25 protein-coding genes and 1 pseudogene are annotated in these 20,480 nt (G+C 45.7%); all 26 read left to right on the top strand.

The window, feature by feature from the left end; all coding sequences use genetic code 11:
* Positions 1 to 325 (top strand): annotated as a pseudogene (locus tag GSO_RS13610) (GcrA family cell cycle regulator); the annotation flags it as partial.
* Complete coding sequence (locus GSO_RS13615) at positions 319 to 618, top strand: hypothetical protein (RefSeq protein ID WP_012491052.1); 300 nt, start codon at positions 319 to 321, stop codon at positions 616 to 618. The pseudogene GSO_RS13610 and the gene GSO_RS13615, both read left to right, overlap by 7 nt.
* Positions 605 to 940 carry a thioredoxin domain-containing protein gene (locus tag GSO_RS13620; protein WP_010493173.1) on the top strand — a complete coding sequence of 112 codons (336 nt, stop codon included), beginning with the start codon at positions 605 to 607 and terminating at the stop codon, positions 938 to 940. Before GSO_RS13615 ends, GSO_RS13620 begins: the two co-directional genes overlap by 14 nt.
* 140 nt (positions 941 to 1,080) lie before the next feature.
* Positions 1,081 to 1,392 carry a transposase gene (locus GSO_RS13630; RefSeq protein ID WP_003582149.1) on the top strand — a complete coding sequence of 104 codons (312 nt, stop codon included), beginning with the start codon at positions 1,081 to 1,083 and terminating at the stop codon, positions 1,390 to 1,392.
* A 29-nt stretch (positions 1,393 to 1,421) separates the two neighbouring features.
* The gene (locus tag GSO_RS13635) at positions 1,422 to 2,150 is read left to right on the top strand and encodes a helix-turn-helix domain-containing protein (RefSeq protein WP_010493177.1); all 729 of its coding nucleotides are present in this window, start codon (positions 1,422 to 1,424) and stop codon (positions 2,148 to 2,150) included.
* 44 nt (positions 2,151 to 2,194) lie between these two features.
* Positions 2,195 to 2,620 (top strand): IS3 family transposase, encoded by a 426-nt coding sequence (locus tag GSO_RS18480; RefSeq protein WP_235500843.1) that lies wholly within the window; start codon positions 2,195 to 2,197, stop codon positions 2,618 to 2,620.
* 7 nt (positions 2,621 to 2,627) lie between these two features.
* Positions 2,628 to 3,026 carry a DDE-type integrase/transposase/recombinase gene (locus GSO_RS18485; RefSeq protein WP_235500842.1) on the top strand — a complete coding sequence of 133 codons (399 nt, stop codon included), beginning with the start codon at positions 2,628 to 2,630 and terminating at the stop codon, positions 3,024 to 3,026.
* Positions 3,027 to 3,104: 78 nt separating this feature from the next.
* Complete coding sequence (locus tag GSO_RS13645; protein ID WP_003605691.1) at positions 3,105 to 3,935, top strand: IS3 family transposase; 831 nt, start codon at positions 3,105 to 3,107, stop codon at positions 3,933 to 3,935.
* 681 nt (positions 3,936 to 4,616) lie between these two features.
* Complete coding sequence (locus tag GSO_RS13655) at positions 4,617 to 4,895, top strand: hypothetical protein (protein ID WP_010493185.1); 279 nt, start codon at positions 4,617 to 4,619, stop codon at positions 4,893 to 4,895.
* A gap of 11 nt (positions 4,896 to 4,906) precedes the next feature.
* Positions 4,907 to 5,173, top strand: a complete 267-nt coding sequence (locus tag GSO_RS13660; protein ID WP_003572355.1) for a hypothetical protein — start codon at positions 4,907 to 4,909, stop codon at positions 5,171 to 5,173.
* A gap of 18 nt (positions 5,174 to 5,191) precedes the next feature.
* Positions 5,192 to 5,368, top strand: coding sequence for a hypothetical protein (locus GSO_RS18240; protein WP_003572358.1), 177 nt, complete (start codon positions 5,192 to 5,194; stop codon positions 5,366 to 5,368).
* Between the two features lies 1 nt (position 5,369).
* Positions 5,370 to 5,597: a hypothetical protein gene (locus GSO_RS13670; protein ID WP_003572360.1), complete on the top strand. Its 228-nt coding sequence runs from the start codon at positions 5,370 to 5,372 to the stop codon at positions 5,595 to 5,597.
* A 42-nt stretch (positions 5,598 to 5,639) separates the two neighbouring features.
* On the top strand, positions 5,640 to 6,881 hold the full coding sequence (locus GSO_RS13675; RefSeq protein ID WP_010493190.1) for a hypothetical protein: 1,242 nt from the start codon (positions 5,640 to 5,642) through the stop codon (positions 6,879 to 6,881).
* Positions 6,859 to 8,409 carry a DUF5011 domain-containing protein gene (locus GSO_RS13680; RefSeq protein ID WP_010493192.1) on the top strand — a complete coding sequence of 517 codons (1,551 nt, stop codon included), beginning with the start codon at positions 6,859 to 6,861 and terminating at the stop codon, positions 8,407 to 8,409. The genes GSO_RS13675 and GSO_RS13680 overlap by 23 nt, the downstream gene beginning before the upstream one ends.
* A gap of 9 nt (positions 8,410 to 8,418) precedes the next feature.
* Positions 8,419 to 8,838, top strand: a complete 420-nt coding sequence (locus GSO_RS13685; RefSeq protein ID WP_003589969.1) for a single-stranded DNA-binding protein — start codon at positions 8,419 to 8,421, stop codon at positions 8,836 to 8,838.
* Between the two features lie 8 nt (positions 8,839 to 8,846).
* Positions 8,847 to 9,425 (top strand): hypothetical protein, encoded by a 579-nt coding sequence (locus GSO_RS13690; protein WP_010493195.1) that lies wholly within the window; start codon positions 8,847 to 8,849, stop codon positions 9,423 to 9,425.
* A 26-nt stretch (positions 9,426 to 9,451) separates the two neighbouring features.
* A complete protein-coding gene (locus GSO_RS13695; RefSeq protein ID WP_010493197.1) occupies positions 9,452 to 11,911 on the top strand; it encodes a VirD4-like conjugal transfer protein, CD1115 family in 2,460 nt (819 codons plus the stop codon).
* Complete coding sequence (locus tag GSO_RS13700; protein ID WP_010493198.1) at positions 11,908 to 13,965, top strand: pLS20_p028 family conjugation system transmembrane protein; 2,058 nt, start codon at positions 11,908 to 11,910, stop codon at positions 13,963 to 13,965. Before GSO_RS13695 ends, GSO_RS13700 begins: the two co-directional genes overlap by 4 nt.
* Positions 13,966 to 13,970: 5 nt before the next feature.
* Entirely contained in the window at positions 13,971 to 14,306 is a 336-nt protein-coding gene (locus GSO_RS13705) for a DUF5592 family protein (RefSeq protein WP_010493201.1), read from the top strand.
* Complete coding sequence (locus tag GSO_RS13710) at positions 14,290 to 14,886, top strand: hypothetical protein (protein WP_010493203.1); 597 nt, start codon at positions 14,290 to 14,292, stop codon at positions 14,884 to 14,886. The genes GSO_RS13705 and GSO_RS13710 overlap by 17 nt, the downstream gene beginning before the upstream one ends.
* On the top strand, positions 14,867 to 16,795 hold the full coding sequence (locus tag GSO_RS13715; protein WP_003589979.1) for a putative type IV secretion/conjugal transfer ATPase: 1,929 nt from the start codon (positions 14,867 to 14,869) through the stop codon (positions 16,793 to 16,795). The genes GSO_RS13710 and GSO_RS13715 overlap by 20 nt, the downstream gene beginning before the upstream one ends.
* Position 16,796: 1 nt before the next feature.
* Positions 16,797 to 17,807: a C40 family peptidase gene (locus GSO_RS13720; protein ID WP_010493205.1), complete on the top strand. Its 1,011-nt coding sequence runs from the start codon at positions 16,797 to 16,799 to the stop codon at positions 17,805 to 17,807.
* A 15-nt stretch (positions 17,808 to 17,822) separates the two neighbouring features.
* Positions 17,823 to 18,467 (top strand): hypothetical protein, encoded by a 645-nt coding sequence (locus tag GSO_RS13725; protein ID WP_010493208.1) that lies wholly within the window; start codon positions 17,823 to 17,825, stop codon positions 18,465 to 18,467.
* Positions 18,464 to 18,871, top strand: a complete 408-nt coding sequence (locus tag GSO_RS13730; RefSeq protein WP_003605677.1) for a thioredoxin family protein — start codon at positions 18,464 to 18,466, stop codon at positions 18,869 to 18,871. Before GSO_RS13725 ends, GSO_RS13730 begins: the two co-directional genes overlap by 4 nt.
* Complete coding sequence (locus GSO_RS13735) at positions 18,861 to 19,682, top strand: hypothetical protein (RefSeq protein ID WP_010493212.1); 822 nt, start codon at positions 18,861 to 18,863, stop codon at positions 19,680 to 19,682. The genes GSO_RS13730 and GSO_RS13735 overlap by 11 nt, the downstream gene beginning before the upstream one ends.
* A gap of 603 nt (positions 19,683 to 20,285) precedes the next feature.
* Positions 20,286 to 20,465, top strand: a complete 180-nt coding sequence (locus GSO_RS13740) for a hypothetical protein (RefSeq protein WP_003605673.1) — start codon at positions 20,286 to 20,288, stop codon at positions 20,463 to 20,465.
* Positions 20,466 to 20,480: the final 15 nt, after the last annotated feature.

The raw sequence follows: 20,480 nt of genomic DNA on the forward strand, positions 1-20,480 counted from the left end.
CAACTTAGTCATCCCATTGCCTGACCTGCATTTTGGCTGGACAACATTCGCCGATCTAAAAGACATGGTGAGTCAACTTAGAGAGATAATCATGGACGGCTACAACGAGATTGTGATCGAGCAATTGGGAGATCTATTCCATAGTGATCAGATTCATGTAACACAAACGGTTAGAGGAACGCAACTAGATCACGCAAACATGCGTCAGGCATTCCATGATGCTGTGAAGTTGTTTGATCAGATTATTCCGCTGGCAATTGAATATAGCAATCACGTCTCAATGACAGCAATTTGGCAACCGACTGGCGCTGTGCATACTTGCTAGGGCATGTTGGCATTATGCTCGCACACGGAGATGTAGCCAAGAACAAACTGACAGGACTTTTTCCATTTGAGTACAAAAAGATATTCAATATGGCAAAAACATACGAACTTCACTCAGGCCACTATCATAGCGAGCGGTTTAAAGATGATCGTGGCATTATGTGGCGCCAGCTTGGAACAGCAAAGCCAAATGATCCCTATGAGATTAAGAATGGCTTCACCACGGGCAAACATCTGCTGTATGCGTTCGTTTATGACGACACGCGATTGAGGTGTACTTATGAACTCAACTAATGCGATGAAGCGAGTCGGGTACGGATATGTAAGCCACACAGAGCAAGCAATCATTGAGAAACTATCGAGAGAAGAGAAACACATGCAAGCAATCATCTACACAAAGCCACACTGCCAAAAGTGTCGGCGAACAGTATTCAAGCTGTCACGAGTCATGCCAGTGCAAACCATCACAGCAGACGCGGACGACTACGAGCGGTTCCGCAAGCTAGGCTATCGTTCAATGCCAGTCGTAACAATCTACGAAGCAGACGGCACACACGATGAATGGTGCGATTTAAGGGTTGATAAGATCAAGCAGTACACGGAGGGAAACATATGAACGGAAAATTAATTTACTTGGTTGATAAGGATGAGTATATATTCATAACAACTATTAATTGGCAAGAATGTCAATGGCTCCTATGCTGTAATTACGGACAAAAATAGTTTGTGCGATAATTGACAGATGAGGAATATTTTATGACCAATACAGCTATTCGCTACACCCCCGAATTTAAGCAAACCTTGATTGATCTTCATGAAAAAGGACACTCATTCAAAGAACTACATGAAGAATACGGTCCTTCCTTAGACACTATTCGCAAATGGGTTCAGGCGGCCACTGTCATTGCCATTGATCATCAAGGTACTGCTGTGACCAACGAACAGTTCAAGCAACTTCAAAAAGAAAATCGCCGTTTGAGGGAAGAACTCGATATTTTAAAACGAGCGGCGGTGTTGCTGGCAAAGCGTTGGATATACTCCTTCTTGGGTAGACAAGCAAATAATTAAAGCTTGTCTTCCTAGGGAGGAGTTTTTGTATGGACCGAAAGGGTTCCAGATACACGCTGGAGGAGAAATTATTCTATATTGGTCTGGTTCGTGAGGGTGGCTGGGCACCTTGGGCTGTCCAGCGAGAATATGGTGTTAGGCATAATCAGGTTCGACAATGGCTTGAACGCTTTGAAGCAACCGGTGTAGACGGCCTCAAACCCAGAAGCGTTCATCAGAAGTATGCTGAGGAGTTCAAATTAGAGATTGTTCAGAAATATCTTGCGGGGCATACATCGTACCCAGTACTAGCCCGAGAATATGGTATCCCCGACAATAGCGTTATTGTTCGGTGGGTTTCCCTGTATACTAGTGGTCAACCATTACAAACCACTGGGAGGGCCAGACCAATGAAGGACGGACGCAAAACCACACAGATTGAACGTATCGAGATTGCACAATGGACCATTGCCAATGACTACAACTACGGCGCAGCGATGCAGCAATTCAAGATCTCCTACGGGCAGGTATACGCCTGGGTCAAGAAGTTCAAGCAAGGCGGCGAATCTGCCTTGGAAGATCGGCGTGGCAAGGCCAAGAAAGACAATGGGCAACTGACTGAGATCGAGCGTCTGAAGCTCGAAAATAAGCGACTACAAGCGCGACTGGTCCATGTGTCAACGGAGGCGGCAGTACTAAAAAAACTCCAGGAATTGGAAAGAAGGAATGCCGGTCAGACGAACAATATCAGACCATTCAACAACTTGCACAAGAAGTGAACCCAGACGCAGGCAAGCTCTACGGTATTAGCAAGGCTTGCCGGATGATGGGCGTCTCAAGAGCAGCCTACTACAAGTGGACACATCGTAAAGTGACCGTCCATGAGCAGGAGAATCAGGCCATCCGGGACTACATCATTGAGCTCGAAGAGAAGAATCACTACGTCTTCGGCGTTAAACGGCTCATGACGTACATCAACGCGGAGACGCAATACCACGTGAGTCACGGCCGAGTTCGCCGAATCATGCGGTTGGCAGGTATCCGCGCCTCCATTCGTGTGGCAAAGCGTGACCGTCAAGTGGAGAAGAAGGCGTTTCTCCTCGTCAATAAGCTCTACACCGTCAACATGGGGCACGCCTTCCACCCAGTCGCTCCTAACGTAGTCTGGGTGACCGACTGCTCAGAGATCACCTACGGGCAAGGACAACAAACAGAGGCTACGGCTAAGCGCCGTAAAGGATCTTCATGACCACAGCGTGATTGCTTGGTGCGTAGCACCGACAGAGACGGCTGATTTGGCTACTAAAACAATGAAACTGGCCATCGAGAATAACGATGGTATCAAGCCTGATACCGTACACAGTGATCAGGGCACGGCTTACACAAGTAGCACCTATAACACGTTCCTGGCGGGCGAAGGTATCACGCACAGCATGTCACGACCCGGGACACCAGGTGATAACAGCCCGATGGAGAGCTTGTGGAGTCACCTCAAGATCGAGAGATTTTCCTTTGAGCACTGCTTATCGGAACTAGAAATGATGAAGCGTATTGAGGCGGCAATCAACTGGTATAACAACGAACGCCGCCAAGAAACACTAAACGGCATGACCCCGATGACATACCGGAATCATGCCGTAAAGAAAACTGCATAGGCACTTTAATTATTTCACCTGTCTACTTGACGCGGACCAGCGCCGTTGATTCATAGCGGCCGAAAGGCCGCTCTTTTTATGATTCAAGATCAATTGAGCCGGGGGCACCGCATCACAGTTATTCTCCGAGCGTTACGGATCCCTTCGAGTACCTACTATGACTGGTTAAAGTGGCATCCTAAGTCACGAAATCGCCGCCGAATTAAGCTTAAAGAGCTGGTTCAGGTTCTTTGGCAACGTCGAAAATTTTACGGATACGTGCGGATTGCTAAACGCATTCGTAAATTACTTAAATGCCGCTTAAGTGACCGCACGATTTGGAAAGTCATGCGTGAATTGGGGATTCAATCGACAATGTATCGTAAACGCTCTAAAAAGCCTACCACAACAACTGACATGCCACAAAAACCTAATTTAATGCGACACCTAGCTGACTTGTCTGAGGTCGTGACCACCGATATCACCTATATTCAACTGATCAACCAAAAATGGGTTTACCTTGCAACAGCGTATGATCCAAAAGCGAGAAAAGTCTTAGCTTGGCAAGTGGGTCAACAGATGACACAAGACCTCGCGGTCGCACCGATTCAAGCGTTAATTCACCAAGGTTATACTTTTAAGATGGTGCATAGCGATATGGGTAGTCAATATACCAGTCGTTTATTTGAGACAACATTGACAGATGCGCACCTGCGTCACTCATATTCGCGCAAAGGCAAACCGGCTGATAACGGGCGGATCGAAGCCTACCATTCGCTATTGAAACGAGAATGGGTCCGGCTGGATCAGATCAACTATGAATCAATTCTAGACGTCACTGAATCCATTGCTCGTTACAACACCTTCTACAATCATGATCGCGAGACCAACGGTCGCGGTGCTTGCAAAAGAAAGTCAGCAGCTGCATAAGTAACCTTTCAATAGGCGCACAGCCCTGGGGAAAGACCAGATGCCAGGGCTTGTTTGTAGTCTCTCTTGCACGTTAAACAAGATTAAACGCTGATAAAAGATCTGATAATGCGTGAATTTAAGTGACAACCATACGCATTCGGCAGAACCGGACAATTTTTGTCCGGACCATTGACATTCTTGCCCTTTGTCAGGTTACTAAGGAACGCCCCTCAACATTGGTGCGCCGGTTGATTGCTACTGAGAAAAGACTTTATGATTCAGGCTTTTTACCGTCCTACAATTCAAAAACTGAAAAGTGAGGGGAGATTAAGATGTTGTGGCTGATTTTCAAATGCAGTTTCTGGGTATTACTAGGCTTTATCTTTTTGTGTGAGCTTGCAGCTATTCGGATTAGCGGATTGTGTTCTCGTGAAGAGGAACGACAGGAAGCTCTTGAAAAACATCGTCAACAAGCAAAAAGCGCGCCCTAGGGCGCGCTTTTCTTAGGTATTAACGTACCTCCATTTTACCAAAGTTGTGCTCTGTTGCGCAATTTAATGGTGTGTCGCTGGACAACAAATGCCGCTACTGGGAAACGTGGTTCGATTCCACGAAGCGGCCTTGGCTAACGCCAAAATAATGAACGCCAAATGCCAGCTAATTGCAGGTGTTTTTTGCGCTAAAGAAAGGAGACTGAACATGGCTGAATCTGTAGGTATTTGGTTACATGATCGCAATTTGAAGTTAATTTCGAAAGATCGTGATGCTCTTTCTTATCGAATCCAAGCTTCATGGGTTAAGGACCACACGGATTATCCAATTAAGCCAGGTATGACAGTGGTGATTGGCAATATAAAGCCGCCTAACCAGCTGAAAAACGTTTTGGTTCTAAAGGTGGGGTCAGCGGAATTAAAAAGAGACGGCAGTTTAGTGATTAGCGGAGAGCGCATTAAGTCCGTTCCTAAAAACTTGATATAGGAGGTGATCGTATGTTCAATTTGGTTCTTCAAACAAAAGACATCAAGGAAGCTAAACGGAAAAACGGCCTTCTTGAAATTAGATTTCCACATCCAAAGGAGAAAGCCTTGATGCTGAAACTACGGCATGCCGTATTAAGTATCGAAACGGGGTGGCCTATTCTGCCTGATACAACTTGTATTGGTGAGATTGTGCGGGTGTTACCAAGTAAAGATCGCGTGATCGTGGCTTATGTTCGCCCGCAAAACGGTTTTCAGCGATTTGTTGAGTCGCATTAAAAATAAGGAGGTGTCGTTATGGCAATTAGTAAGGCACAAATGAACAATCAGAAACAAATGCTAACGGAGATTTTGAAACAACAAAATCTCGCATATGAAGACTGGCTTTACCAAAGAATGACTGACGAGATTGAGAGCCATCGAAAACTGATTCTACAGGCACTCAAGAATCTCAATATGAAAGAAGGACATTAATATGCAAGGAAAAGTCATCGCTTTATTGAGCGCTATTTTAGGTTTTATTATTGCCATTGCCGGCGGCTATGCGGCAGTCAAGTTTGGCTTAATGGGTATTGCTCACATGACCAAGGATCAACAGAAAATCCGCGAGGCGCGTGATGGTATGACCAATGTTGCTATTGGGCTGATTGTAGTTATTTTCGCTTCTGCCGCAGTTGCTTGGTTACAAGGCTTGGCAGGTTAATTCGGTCTGAATAAGCCTCACTCTAAAAGAGGGGAGAAGGCAGTGTACGCTAAATTTGAGTGTTCAAGAAAGTTGCGTCAATTTCTAAAGAAAAAGAGACAACTGTCTTTATCCGAAGCCGAAAAGATGATTAGCGCAGCTGACGACTATGCGATTCAAAATCACTTCAAGGAAGATGTGAACTTCAAAATTGTCAGTCAGGACGGCATTGAATATGAAGATAATCTGCCAATTGGCACAGGACAAGGCTGGCTACATAACCTTCTCTTGATTCTAGATCATGCCTACCAAACCGTTTTGAGTGACCAATCGCCTGAAGCATTTAATGCATTTTCCGACCGAGTAAGTCAGGAACTAACGATTGAGGAACAGCCAAAAGCAGTCCAAGAAGCCTTGCCAGTAGTTGCTCATCAAGAAAAAGCTCATCATCTCAAGCCAATTGTCTCCAAAGCGGAAGAAGCAGTACGTGAAGCAGAAAGGCCAGCGTCAGCTGCTGCAAAGCAAAAACCACAAGAATCACGGAAAGTCCCGTCAAGACGGCAGGTAAGGAAAAAACCAATATGGCGGCTTCCACATTTAAAACGGCCCCAAATAGGGGTATCTGCACAAATCATAAAGCGTTCTTTGTTAGCAGCAGCAACGATTCTAGTCGTTGCTATTTTTATGCTCTTTTTGATGAGGCCAAAGCCTGTGCCGAGTTATCAAACGCTTATTCAGAATGCTTCTTACGTTCAAGCTGCAAAGCTTTATCCCAGTAAGCATCGCGATATTGAAGCCAGGTTAGTCAAGGACAATGATGAAAAATCGCTAGCTGCATTTGTCCAAAAGTACCCATCAAATAATGGACGCTTCGATTTGGCTTATATGCAGAAGAAGTTTTCAACGGTCATTTCGGTAAGCCAAGATGCGGATCTAACGGCAGTTAGAAAGGTAAAACTAGCTATCAGTTATATTTACCAGAATCAACCAGAGAATGCTTTAACCATCAATTCAGAAATAAAGAGTCCACAACTGCAACAGCTGATCTTTCTCGCGTTGATTCATGAGGGAAAGTTGGATCAAGCGGCGACACTTGCGAAATCCATGAACAATAAAGATGCCGACAAAGTGCTTGAAGTTGGTAAGACCTATCAGGCTGCCTATGAGAAGGCTAAAGCGGACGCAAATAATTCAAAACTCTCTGAAACAGATCGGAAACAAGCACTCAAAGATCAGCACAACTGGTTAGCACTCAGAAAATCATTAGGAGGGAAGAGTCCCTATGAAGAATCAACAAACGAATAATAAGAAACGTCATATCATCATCACAACAACAGCCGTTGCGCTACTAGGAGCTGGTGGCCTTTGGGCTGCCACACAAGCACATAGTGATCAACAGGCCACTCACACGTCGTCTTACCAGACAAAAATGCAGAAGCCTAAAGCATCCAAAGGCAGCCAAGCTAAGAAGGAGAAAGGCAAGAATACAGTCAACGATATTATTGACCAGGCTCTAGGAGACAGCAACACCTCAACTTCAAGTGAAGACCAGGCTTTCAAATCGGCAACCAACAGTGTCTTGGATAGTAATCCAATTGCGGCCATTGCGAAAACTTTAGATACGCCAGCAGCCAAAGCATCACTGGCGGCAGCAACGGCGGCAGTTGAACCACCAAAGGCTTTAAATGACAATAGCGATGATACGGCTAGCGTAAAGCCACTGACCAATGACACAACAGAGACGTCACAAACTGATCAAGGTAAAACTAACGATGATGGCAAAACGCCGATACCAGTTAATCCCATAGAGCCGGTTGACCCAGACAAACCTGTCAATCCAATTACACCAGTCAACCCGGACAACCCAGATAATCCTGTTAACCCAGTTGACCCGGTTAATCCTGTTCAACCGGAGCAAAATACTGCCCCTGTTTTAAATGTTCCGGAGGATCAAACGGTTTCGCTGTCACATAATGGTACTTTTGATGTGCTAAATGGCATTACGGCTTCGGATAAAGAGGATGGCGATCTTACTAAGGCCATTAAGGTGACGGGCAATGTTGATCTAAGCAAAGAGGGAACGTACACCCTGACCTATTCGGTAACCGACAGTGCCGGTCAAACGACCAGCGCGAAGCGCGTGATCACGGTAGCCAATGATTTGCCAGTTATCAGTGCGAATGATCAAACAGTCGAAGTGGGAACCTCATTTGATCCCATGGCCAATGTCACTGCAAGTGATGTGCAAGATGGTGATTTGACGAAGGATGTTAAGGTTACAGGCAACGTTGATACAACTAAGTTAGGGACGTCTCAACTGACCTATAGCGTGTCAGATCATGATGGTGGACAAACAACCAAGACCATTAACATTACGGTTTATGCCAAAGATGCCAGTTTCTCAGGACTTGATGCGTTGACGGTTCAACAAGGATCAACGCCGGATTTACGCAAAGGGGTCTCCGTTAGTGATCCATATAGTGCGACTCCTAGTGATTTTACGGTGACAACATGCGATACCAAAACACCAGGACAAAAGTCGGTTACGTACTCGTATGTTGATAAGTGGGGCCATGTGACGACCCAGGATCGTGTCATTAATGTGATTGCTGAAAAGCCAGTTTTCAAAGGGTTACAAGATCAGACCATTAAACTGGGGGATCACTTTGATCCCATGGCCGGTGTGAGTGCAACGTCAACTAACGGCCCAGTAACAATTTCCTATGAGGGTGAGGTTAATACGCAAAAGGCAGGTCGTTATACGCTGATTTACACGGCAACTGATCAGAATGGACAACAGACGCAACAGACCATTGTGGTCACAGTGGAATAGGAGGACATCATGGAAGACATCAATAGTGTTCAATTATCAGGAACCGTCATAACCGATGTGAAACACCGTCAAAATCAGGATTTCCTAACTGCTTCTGCCTATTTGGAATGTATTCGAGATCATCAAGATCGTACTAAGAAGGTCAATGTTCCCGTTAAACTTTATAACGAAACTGCCGCAGACTTCGTTAAGAACGTTAAGCTGGGTGATCGTGTTTTGATCACTGGTCGCTTTGACGCCAGTGTGTTCAGTGAGGCACCAGGGCAATCAACGACCAGATACTTCATTATGGCCGCCAGTTTCGTCAAAATCGTCAAAGAGGCCGCGCCAGTGGTTGATGATCAGCTAACTAACCCACCAAAGGTGGCAAATGACACGCCCATAGATTCATCGAACTACAGCAATGTATTACCAGGAGGCTTCAACTAGGAGGAAAAATGCGAGCGATAAAAACAATTTCCAGTTTTACCAGCGATGGCCTCGATGATCGTGTTAATGAAACCACCCGATACCTGATCTCGGCCGGTTATCAGGTGATTGGCATATCGGTTGCAGGAGAGTGGTGTAAAACAGCAACGATTATCTATGAGACCGGTGTTTCAGCCGATCAAATGAAGCCAACCACGTTGCGGCAGCATAGTGAGCGTGCGCTTGGGCTAATTGTAAGCCTGTTGGCACTGGTGTTACTGTATCATGCACTGCCTGCTGCCTTGTTGACGCAATCCCAGTTATATCAATTTGTTCTTACAGCAGCTGCGCTAGTATGTGCGGTCTTTTTTGTGCAAAGCTTGCGCGTCATATTTCCTCAATGGGGAATCATGATTGGACTGCTTGTTTTGGCAGTCTACGCGCATATCCTCGAACAAGACATATATGGGATTAAAGAGCATCCACTGATGTTAATTGTCATAACGATCATCGTGGCATTAGCACTCTATGTGCTCAAAATCGCTTATCAAAGACTTAGAAGGGTGTATTGGCGATTAGTGGAATGGATGGCGAGTCGTCATGAATAACAGGTCGTAGCAGAAAGGAGGTCAGCATGAACCACGAAAAAAGGCAGTGGCGTGAAGCGCTTGGTAATAAACGATTTCTAATCGTGATTGCAGGACTTTGGTTGATAGGTGGCCTGCTGATCCTTAATTGGTTGACACATATTCCGTCAATGTTCTTAAAACTGATAAACCAGGCACCTAGTTTACAAACAATTGTCGCAACGGTACTACATCCGGCTAACTTTTTATGGCCTGATTTCACTTATCTGCTGGTCGCGTTGTTGTACTTGGTTGGTCTAGTTGTGCTGGTCATTTATGTGCTCATACGCACCTATCGTTGGCGCAAAGCTTTTCAGTCCATTAATACTGGACAAAAAGGCACCGGACGCTTTGCACGGGTAGCAGAGGTGGCGGCCGCAAGTATCGCCATTCCATTAAATGATTATCCATATGTCGGTAAGTCAGGGGTACCTCAGCTCCATATTAAAAAGGATCAAATGGACAAATATGAATTGAAGACTGTTGTGCAGCAGTATCGCGGTGCCGACCAGCATCATGGCGTTGACCTAGTAGATACCAGCGGCACCAATACAGTTGCTGTGGCTGGGCCAGGTGGTGGGAAGACAACGCTGTTCTCCTTGCCAGTGCTGGATTTCATTATGCGGGCATCCGTCCATGACTCTGTTATTATCACCGATGTTAAAGGCGAAATGCTTCGTAGCACCAAAGCAGAATTTGAGGCACGTGGTTATCGAGTTGCGGCTTTAAACCTAGTTGATCCGACATACTCGATTGCCTATAACCCACTTGAGCTAGTGAAACAAGCGTACGCTGCTGGAGACTTTGATAATGCGCAGATGTTGTGTAATACCTTTTCTTACAGTATTTTCCACAATCCGAATGCAAAGGAACCGATGTGGGAGCAGTCGTCTATTTCGCTGCTAAACGCCTTGATTCTAGCGGTATGTAAGGTCTGCTTTGATCAACACACACCTGAGAAAATCACGATGTACACTGTTACAACCATGTTAAGCGAATTAGGGGCGAATCCAGACGAGAATGGCATGACCAAACTGGACAAGTTCTTCTCCAAGTTGCCCTCTGGTGATCCAGCCAAATTGCAGTATGGCACGATTCAGTTTTCTCAAGGCATTACCCGTAGTGGTATCTTTACTGGCACTATGGCAGGCATTAAGAACTACGCCTTTAGTAACATTGGCCGCTTAACGGCCACAAATGACTTTAACATTGCCGATTTAGCCACTGGTGACAAACCAGTGGCTTTCTTTATTATCTATCCAGATTACGACAACTCGAACTACTCACTAGTGGCGACCTTTCTATCGCAGGTAGGTTATGTGCTGGCTAAAATGGCAACGCTCGCGGCGGATTCTAAGCTCAACCGACGGGTGATTAACCTGTATGAAGAGCTGGGTAACTTACCACGTATTGAAGGATTACCACATTATCTCAACGTTGGTCGTGGACGCGGTTTGGTCTATTACCTGATTTTGCAGTCGATTGCACAGTTGGAGGCCAATTATGGCAAGGAAGGCGCTGCTGAAATAATGGGTGCCTGTGGCAACAAGTATGACATTTTGGCTGATAACTACGATGATGCAGAATACTTCTCCAAACAAATTGGACAAACAACGGTGATTGCACCATCGCGTCACGGGGCACCAATGGACACGGACAAGTCGTTTGGCGAGTCTCAAGAGACCAGAAGACTGATGATGCCCGATGAGTTGCTTCGACTCAGAAAAGGCGAAGTGGTGCTAATTCGCAGCAAGCAACGGTCTGATCTTGAGAATCGTTCAATTACAGCTTGGCCGATTCATGCCAACCCGGATGAGGGCACTGAGTTACCATTTTCGTTTGAATATCTGACACGGTTTAATCACCAGGCAACCTTTGCCGAGTTGTATGGCGATAAGAAGCCAGCACATAACGACATTGATCTCAAAAAAATGTTGCTGGATATTACCGTGACAACGATTGAACCGCAGAATGAAAATGATGATCCTGAAATCACAGTTAAAGTGAATGGTCATTCACTCAATGCTGAAAACGATGAGCCGCAGGTAGAACAAAATGCGTCTGAACAAGCAGCAACTGATGAAAATCTGGAACAAAAGACCGAAGAAACGCCAGCTGCGGGTTCACAGAAGCCAACGCATGATTCGAAGCCAAATCGAGGTAGTGATCAACAAACGCAGCAGGTTCAGGAGCCTCAAGACCCTAAGAAACAAATCACTACAGAGATTGATCAACAAGCGACGCCGCTATCGACTTTGTTTAGTAAATCGCAACTTCAAATGATTGAAAAGGGCGTTCAGGAGCTGCTCACACAAGATGACTACGCTGAATATCAGTCGCTGGATTCCGTTGAAGCGATGACTCATTGGCTACATGCACGGCGAGCCATGAAGAGCTTTGCTGCGCAACTGGATTTTGCCTATCAAAAGTTAGACGCATTCAAGAAGAAAGAAGGTGACAATGCTTGAGTACCATTGAATATTTGGAAAAGTTTCAGCCAGTGTTGCACAAAGCAACATGGATCAACGATGGCCTACGCTGGATTGGCTGGCAAATTATTCGCATGTTAGCGAATTTGGCTGATGGCTTGACCAGTATGTACAGTCAAGCGTTTAAACTCATCGACTTTTGGAACTCAAAAGATGTCAGTGGCTTTGTTGCCGCGTATCAACCCATCTTTTGGGTTCTTTGTACGCTTGGGATTGCCTGGGTCGGTTTCATGATGATTCATCGTACCAAGACTGACTTTCACCAGAAGATAAACAATCTCATGGTGGCGTTGTTTATCTTCATTGGCCTTGGTACCTTGACGTCAACCCTGTCTGGATTGGTCGTTGCTGGCGTCGGAACATCACTACAAAAAGCACGTCCGGCGGTCTCAATCGTCTCCAACAATATGACTGATTTAATGCGGGTCAACAATGATGGTTGGAAATCCCTATCGCCCAATCCAAGCACGAGCATCAAAACAATTGACGACGTCAATAACCTAGATATTAATGAAACACTGGATACTGGGAATACGCTATTGAATCATGCTGGTTCCAAACTAAATGCGACTGGGAATGAAATCATGTCGCATCAGCTGACAATGGACGGTGACGGTAAGTATCAATTACGCGATATGAAGGCATTCTTCCACGATATTGCTTACTACCGTTACTCTTTTCATCCGTATCTGACGTTTTTCGAGTTATTTGCGTTTACCATTGCGATCATCTTGGTCATTATCAAGGTTTTCGTATCCATTATGGAAATCGGTTTTATTACCATGCTGGCGCAAGGTATGGCTTTATCGGATATTGACTCCGGGAAACGTAACTTAGCTTTAATACAAAAGCTGCGTGATACCTTTATCGTGTTGTTTTTAACCTCGGTAATGTTACAACTATTCACCTTCTGGACAAGTGCCCTTGCGAATCCATCAAATCAACAAAGCCCAGTGGCTCAGTGTTTCGGAATTATAGCTGGTGCTATGTTTTTGATTAACGGACCAAATATTGTGACAAGTTTGTTTGGCATGGATGGTGGAGCCCGCGGTATTGGGGCAACCCTTGTTGGTGGTGCGATGGGTCTTCGAGCTGCTGGTGGCCTAGGTCGTGGTATGGCACGGGGTGTCAGCAATGCGGCACACGCAACGGCGCATGGCGCTGCTCGTGCGGCGGGATATGGTGCTGGTTTTGCAAATGCGTTTAGGAGCAATAAGAGTAATCGTTCTAGCGGTAGTAAACCATCCATTGATGGCATTGGCGCAGAAGCCGCAAAACAAGACGCAGCGACACCTGATCTGGAAACACCAGCGACAACAGATCCAGCGCTTGGCAAACAAAGTGGCACAGACGCTAATCCAACTTCATCGAGCGTTGCTGGGCCAGATATGGCTTCGTTGAGCGGTACAGAGCCAGCCAGTGAGGCGCCAGCAGCCACGGGCCCAGATATGACTTCGCTCAGTAGCACTGAACCGGCAAGTGAGATGCCGGCAGCTTCTGGGCCAGATATGGCTTCGTTGAGTGGCACAGAACCAGCCAGTGAGGCGCCAGCAGCCGCTGGGCCAGACATGGCTTCACTGAGTGGGAGTGAACCAATGCAAGGAGATCAAGGCGAGCTTTCAAAACCTAAAACAGCACAACGTACGATGGGGCAATCGGTTCCTAAAGGGGCAAGCTTTGCGACCGGGACTAACACCCGGGGCCAATCAGCGACCAGCAACGTTGGTAGTCAGGCGGGAAACCGATCATCAATCGGGAATACTAGTCCAGATAGTGGTACGCAAGTAGAATCTGGAACGCAAGCCGTTGATACTGGCTCAGCGTCACAACAGATCCCGGCTGAGACACGGACGCTAGGTCAAATGTGGGGTGGCAGAGTCGTCCCGGCACTTGCCAAGCATTCGCAAACTGTTCGGCTGGCACAGCGTTCCTATAATCGCGGTGCTGCCATTCCAAGCAATACACGCAAAGTAATCCAAAGTGCAAAGAACTCATATCAAAATCATAATGAACAGCCAACCTTTAGGAGGTGACTTAAATGGCTCATAAGGTGATTTATTCGCGCCGTCTCATTGTCAAAGGACAATACAACAAACTTCTGACCATTCGCGATGTCTTCATTGCGGGTGCTGTTTCTGGGGTCACTTTCATTGTATTAATTGTGACAACACCCATGGCTGTCGCGCTGTTTGGGTTGATTTTAATGTTTGTGCTAACTGCAGCATTACGAATCCAATCCGGTGTACCACAAAAGAACAACTTGCAGGTTATGAAACAGTTGTTACTGCGCAAGCGGGTCATTTACCATGCAATTGACGATCCAATTAGACAACTACTATTCAAGCGAGGTGAGCATCGTGGCAACAAAGTTTGACGCTGTTGAAGCACGTAAACGCCAAAAAGAGGCAGCCAAGAAAAAGGAACGCAAGGATGGTGTTGGTCGTATTTATCCAGTTGTTGGTATCACTAATTCTGGCTACATTAAGCTGGCTCACAATGGTCTCATGTTTTATGCGGACGTATTCAAGCCCAAAAGCTTTGACTTGTTTGAACTGTCCGTTCAAGACGCAGATCAAATTGAGAGTGAGCTTTGGGGGTTACATCAACAATACCCTGGTTCGATCAAGGAACTATACATGAATTTTCCAGAGACCAACCAACGGCAACAGACTTATTTCCGGCGGAAAATTGAGCAGACTCGTAATCCCATTTATCTTGAGCTGTTACAACACGATCTAGCTGTTCTTAAGCAGCTAGAAAAAACCTATCGCAAGCTAAGCAGTTGGATCTGGTTCTTTGGCGACAGTGTGCCGGAGCTAGAAAGAAATCTCGAATTAGCTAGGCATGCATCGATGCTTTATACCTTTGAGCGTGCTGGACTTGCTGAAAAGGAGAAGATGTTACAGATGATGAATAATCCGGAGATGAGTGTTAGTGAAACTGAAGAAGCTTGATTTAGATCAGCACTTTGTTTTTAAAACGCAACCTGCAGGTGGTATTGATACGCGCAACGAACTTTATCTGAATATGGGTGATCACTATATGACGACGATCCATATTTTTGATATTCCAGAGGAGTTCAGTGACTTTTGGCTCACAGGTATAACTGAAATCCCTGGAGTGACAACAACGGTGGATACGGTCAATAATACTAAAGCCGATTTCGTCGACAATATTGCGGAGGCTATTACGGAACTGACCGTGCAATTAGATCATGCGAAAAATATTGCCGATTCTGATGAGATTCAAAATGAAATTGATCCGCTGCGATCATTGAGCTTAGCACTACGTAAAGACGGTGAGGTCATCAGGCAGACCTACATTCGAGTGTATTGTTATGCAGCAACTCGTGATCAATTGGAACGTAAAGTAAACGAAGTCGTGAAGCAGATTCGCAAAATGAGCTTCAAGGCCTCAGTCTTCCTCGGTGAAGGTATGGAAGAGTACCAGGCGATGTTTCTACCTGCTGGTGAACAGCGGTACTTGAAGAATGCGCGCGAAGGGATTCCGCTTAGCGGTGAAGTGTTAGGCTTAAGTTTTGCACATAATCAAACCTCTTTAAATGACCCGTTCGGGTCTTATTTTGGCTACACGCAGACTGGCGGAACCGTCTATTGGGATCAGTTTTTAGTCGACAAACAGCGAACTTACTACAATCTGTTTTTGAGTGGCGACCTGGGATCAGGTAAATCAACGCAGCTCAAAAAGATTATCTGGGAGCGCGCGATTCGGAGTGACCTGGTGCGTATTTTTGATCGATCTGGTGAGTTTAGAGACACGGTGCACGCTCTAGGCGGGAAGGTCGTTAGTTTAGATGGTCGTGACGGCACAATCAATCTATTGCAGGTTTATCCAAGTGTGACCGTGGGTGATAGCAACGAAGTTGATCCAGTTGGCAGCTACAAAGCTCATCTCAAGGACTTGAGTGTGAAATATCGCTTGTTTAATCACGACGCTAGCGGGCAGGAGGCACAATACTTCGCAACCCAGTGCGACGGCTTGTATCGTCAACTAGGGCTTCTGGGCGACAGCATTGGCTTAACTCAGAAGCCTTTTATTACGGAACGAGACGCCAATGATTATCCCACGCTCAGTCAACTCATTGACTTTGTTGATCAAAAACGCCAAAACCGCACAGACGATATGGAAAAGAAACTGCTAGATCATATCTATGTCACCCTTAACAATTTGCGGAAGACTTATGGCGAATTGTTTGATGTGCATTCTACCTTGCCTGATTATGACGGGGAGTTGGTGGTTTCCTATGACCTTTCAGCGCTTGCAGATTCTTACCCAGAAGAAGTACAGGACTTGCAGATTTATAATGCGCTGATCTCAAGTTACAACGTTTGTATGAAACAAGGACGGATTGAAAAGAAGGCGTTTGATGACGGTGAGCGATCGCTTGAGGATATTCACCACTTCTTATTGGTCGTTGATGAATGTCACACTTTGTTGAACACCAACAAGGCTTATGTGGCCGATCTGTTTGTCCGAATCATGTCAGAAGATCGTAAAGCCTTTGGCGCCATCTGTTTAGCAACACAGCGGTTGGAGCGAATGTTTCCTAGCGGTGATAATGCGCAAGACCGAGACACAGTCAGCGCCATTAATGCGCTCAGGCAGATTTATACCTTATGCCAATACAAGATTGTTTTGAAGCATGATGCGACAACCATTGGAACAGAAAAGAACCCACGTATTTTGCGCCAGTTGTTAGGTGATATTCTGTCACCTAGCGAGTTTTTACAGATTCCTAAGTTTGACAAAGGTGAAGCCATGTTCCTCCTAGGATCTGAAAAACTGCATATGCACTTCCAGGTGACGAAGCAAGAACTTGCCATCTTCAAGGGTGGTGCCTGATGTGAAAACTCTTAGCAAACGTTGGTTGTTGCGTTTGATCTTTGGAAGCTTAAGCAGTTTCGTACTGCTTTTTGTTTTGTTCATGGTCCTCATTGCAGCCATGTTTGCTGGGTTGAACGATAAGAAAGGTGGCGGTAGCGACTGCGATATTACCGGTAGCATTTCGGCCACGGGGAATTTCAACAAAGACACCTATCAGCAAGCATGGGCCAAATATTTTACGAGTGGCGTGCTCAAAGATGAAGCGGACTACACTATCAAAGCAGCCAACAAGGCAGGCGTTTCGCCTGCTCTTTTTGCGTCCATCATGGGACACGAAAGTGGGTGGGGAAAAAGTTCGGCCGTGCGTAATCAAAACAATCCGTCAGGCCAGATGTCAGGTAGCACCATCATTTCATATCCGACTATTGAATCAGGCATCGACGCAACGGCGGCCACCTTGCATAACCTGGTTGTCGAGCGACAGTTATCAACGGTTGAGAAGCTTGGTTCGGTCTACTGTCCTGTGGGTGCGGCTAACGATCCCACGGGACTGAATGCCAGCTGGGTACCATCCGTCAAAAAAACAATGCTTGAATTTGGAGCAGATGCCAGTGCCACATTGGCAACGACGTGCAACTCTGGCGCTGGAAGTGTGGGTAACGGTAGTGCCATCATTACCGAAGCGAAGAAATATCTTGGCGTTCCTTATGTCTGGGGTGGCAAATCTCCAGCGACTGGCATGGACTGTTCCGGCTTTGTTGGTTACGTCTTAATGCAAGTCACGCATAAATCTTACCCACAATACACGGTGTCACTGGAAAGCAAAGGTACGATGCTATTCAACGGCGGCAAACCTGTCATGAGTGAATTACAGCCAGGCGATATGATCTTTTATGGTGACCACGGCGCGTCACATCATATTGCTTTTTACGCTGGTGATGGTCAAGTGATCGAGGAACCTGAACCCAATGACGTCTGTCACATTCGTCCCTATAAAGACTATGAACCAGACTTTGCAGTCAGACCATAGAACAAGGAGGTAAACATGAATCGTAAAACAATGCTGGTAAGTGTCATGATGATTCTTGCACTTGGTGCCGGTGTCTATGGCTGGACGTCAGCCAATACAGCCAACAAAAATATTAGTCAGCAGAAACAAGAACTCCGTACCATGGCATCTAAAAATGGATCATTAGAGACGCAATTAGAGGCGCTCAAACTTTCTAACCAGGCCGATCGTGCGTCAAATCAAGCTGACAACGCTAGTAAAAAGTCGACTACGACATCATCTCAATCAGACAACCTAACAGACACAACACAGAAGATTACAGCAATGATGAACGGTCTCTTGCAAGGCATGTACTCGCCTAAAACGGCCACCACAATGGGTCAGTATGAAGCCATGAAACCTTACCTAACGGGTGAGGCGATCCAGACTTTCATGTCTGATCGTGACACACCCATTAGCGCGAATGGGTTCCAAGAATCGACTATTAACGACCTGCGCATTTTTGTCACGCCACAGGGTGATGACTACTTGTTAATGGCACGTTACGAACTTGGTAACAACAAGACGAACACAAATAAGAAAACCACGATGGTTTTTCAAGGGACGGTCAGGAAGGTCAGCAACGACTACAAGTTAGCTGCCTTTGATTCTAACCGCGCACTATCGGGGGTGACACCGTGAAACATCCGTTTAGACATTTCCTCATCAATGCTGTTATCGGTATTGTCATCGCTACGGCTTCTTTATCAGCGCTCTATGTTTACGCACCGAAGGCAATGATCAATGTGGCAACACCAATCACCATCAATGCACAAAAGAAGGATCAATATATTCTTTACTACAGTCCTACGTGTTCAGTGTGCCAGCAAGTTTATCGCACTTACTTCTGGCGTTCAGTAACCGGACAACTCAAGTTTGCCAGCGTTGCTAATGAGCAAAACAAGGAAGCGGCAGCTGCGTTAGGCATCACGAAGGTACCGACCCTAGTTCATTATAAAAAGGGCAAAGTGGTGACACAGTATACGGGTCATCAAGAGCAGCAAATTGACAAAGTGCTGGCTGGTGGTAAGGCAGGTGAACATTAAAATGATGAATCAAGGTATTCACTTTCAAGACAAAAACAAGTACAGTCTCCGCTACGTCAAGCTGCTGGGTATTCTTCTAGCAGCTTTTTCTTTGCTCATTTTTGCGATCGTTTTATGGCCTCGTCAAACCGACAACAAACAAATCAGTCTTGGTCAGACCTTCGATCAAGGCAACAACCAGTTTCAATTTGCTGGAGTCGATACAGACAAGCAAAACGCCGCCATGTACTTCTATGTTACCAAGAACACCATTGACCCACTGGCACCTCTAACAACTGTCGTCGTGACTAAAAAGACACATAGCGGCAGTGACTTCCATACCCAATTGAAACAGATCGCTGATGATTATTACGTGGTCAAGCTTAAGAAAAGTGCGATCAACAATGGCCGCTTGTTTGTCAAACTAGGTTCCAAAAAAGACTTGTCAGGGGTCACGAGTACCATTGATTTTGTTCTCCTAGACCTTCGCCATCCTACCAAGGTGACGTCCCTAACAGAAGGCATTTATCTTAAAAACTACCTCAAGATTTTGCGCAGCAACACGACCAACCGAGTCGCTTCCTTAGAAAAGAAGCTTGTCCAATACAATCATGATCTGAAAATTTTGAAGACTAGTTTAGCCCGTCAGAAAGACACCGCCAACTTACAAGTCGGCGAGCAAAAACGAGCAACTGAACAACGCATGACGCAAACCGAGACGAATATACAAGACAAGAAACAGGACATCAGCGATACGCAAAGTGCCATTAAAGTGGCGCAAAGCAACCTTCAAAGTTACGAGAAGCGCTATCAGCATTACGCTGATCATTGAGTGCGCATGTGCGTTTGCAACGATCGCATCTCCAAGAGTGCACTTGGTGTTACAGTCAATGCGTTATTGAGGTGCGAATGATGTAACACCAAAAATGAGTCCGCACTCACCGTCAACCTCAATTTTTGCTAAATGTTAAATATTGCAAAAAAATCCAACACTGATCTCTGTAAGTCAACTGGCCGTAGGGACTATTACCTGTCGTCAAATGTTGAATTTTCTTCTAAAATCCAACATTGCCTATTTTGCTAATGTTGGATTTAACGTAAATATTCAACATTCCCTCCGGAACGTGACCCCACCATAAATCAAACCGCACTGCGGTTTAACCCACTTTTGGGGTCAGATTTACCTTATGCTCTTTCTTTATTTAGGGGCGTGCCAGATCGCCTTCAAAATATGTTTGTTCCGATCGGGCCGTTTTTGAGGTCGGTTGGTTCGCAACTCATATTTTTCTGCTCGTTTGCCTAGTGAAAAACGTTCACGTTTTGACTAAAGTAGTCGCAATCGTTTACCAAAAATCGTCCGGTAACGTGATGCAATTTCGACGTTGTAATGGATTTCCAGATGACAATTCATCATCACTACGAAGGAGGTTTTGAGATGGATAAACAAAACGAAACACGTCGAGTCATGATTACCTTGAGCGATCAGGCAATCGCAAAGTTGGATCAGTTGGTAGCTGAAAAGCAACGGAAACTAAATCAAAATCCGGAGCTTGCTAAGTACAACCTAAGGGTCAACAAATCAAATATTTTGGAAGCGTGGCTATCACATCAGTGACGTTTTCGTTGGCGT

Source organism: Lacticaseibacillus zeae DSM 20178 = KCTC 3804 (assembly GCF_000260435.1).
GTDB classification, from domain to species: domain Bacteria; phylum Bacillota; class Bacilli; order Lactobacillales; family Lactobacillaceae; genus Lacticaseibacillus; species Lacticaseibacillus zeae.

Coding starts and splice junctions, on each gene's coding strand:
- GSO_RS13695 (WP_010493197.1), top strand. CDS start 9,452: ATGAACCACGAAAAAAGGCAGTGGCGTGAAGCGCTTGGTAATAAACGA.
- GSO_RS13635 (WP_010493177.1), top strand. CDS start 1,422: ATGGACCGAAAGGGTTCCAGATACACGCTGGAGGAGAAATTATTCTAT.
- GSO_RS13680 (WP_010493192.1), top strand. CDS start 6,859: ATGAAGAATCAACAAACGAATAATAAGAAACGTCATATCATCATCACA.
- GSO_RS13655 (WP_010493185.1), top strand. CDS start 4,617: ATGGCTGAATCTGTAGGTATTTGGTTACATGATCGCAATTTGAAGTTA.
- GSO_RS18480 (WP_235500843.1), top strand. CDS start 2,195: ATGATGGGCGTCTCAAGAGCAGCCTACTACAAGTGGACACATCGTAAA.
- GSO_RS13620 (WP_010493173.1), top strand. CDS start 605: ATGAACTCAACTAATGCGATGAAGCGAGTCGGGTACGGATATGTAAGC.
- GSO_RS13685 (WP_003589969.1), top strand. CDS start 8,419: ATGGAAGACATCAATAGTGTTCAATTATCAGGAACCGTCATAACCGAT.
- GSO_RS13740 (WP_003605673.1), top strand. CDS start 20,286: ATGGATAAACAAAACGAAACACGTCGAGTCATGATTACCTTGAGCGAT.
- GSO_RS13670 (WP_003572360.1), top strand. CDS start 5,370: ATGCAAGGAAAAGTCATCGCTTTATTGAGCGCTATTTTAGGTTTTATT.
- GSO_RS13725 (WP_010493208.1), top strand. CDS start 17,823: ATGAATCGTAAAACAATGCTGGTAAGTGTCATGATGATTCTTGCACTT.
- GSO_RS13645 (WP_003605691.1), top strand. CDS start 3,105: ATGATTCAAGATCAATTGAGCCGGGGGCACCGCATCACAGTTATTCTC.
- GSO_RS13630 (WP_003582149.1), top strand. CDS start 1,081: ATGACCAATACAGCTATTCGCTACACCCCCGAATTTAAGCAAACCTTG.
- GSO_RS18240 (WP_003572358.1), top strand. CDS start 5,192: ATGGCAATTAGTAAGGCACAAATGAACAATCAGAAACAAATGCTAACG.
- GSO_RS13690 (WP_010493195.1), top strand. CDS start 8,847: ATGCGAGCGATAAAAACAATTTCCAGTTTTACCAGCGATGGCCTCGAT.
- GSO_RS13660 (WP_003572355.1), top strand. CDS start 4,907: ATGTTCAATTTGGTTCTTCAAACAAAAGACATCAAGGAAGCTAAACGG.
- GSO_RS13705 (WP_010493201.1), top strand. CDS start 13,971: ATGGCTCATAAGGTGATTTATTCGCGCCGTCTCATTGTCAAAGGACAA.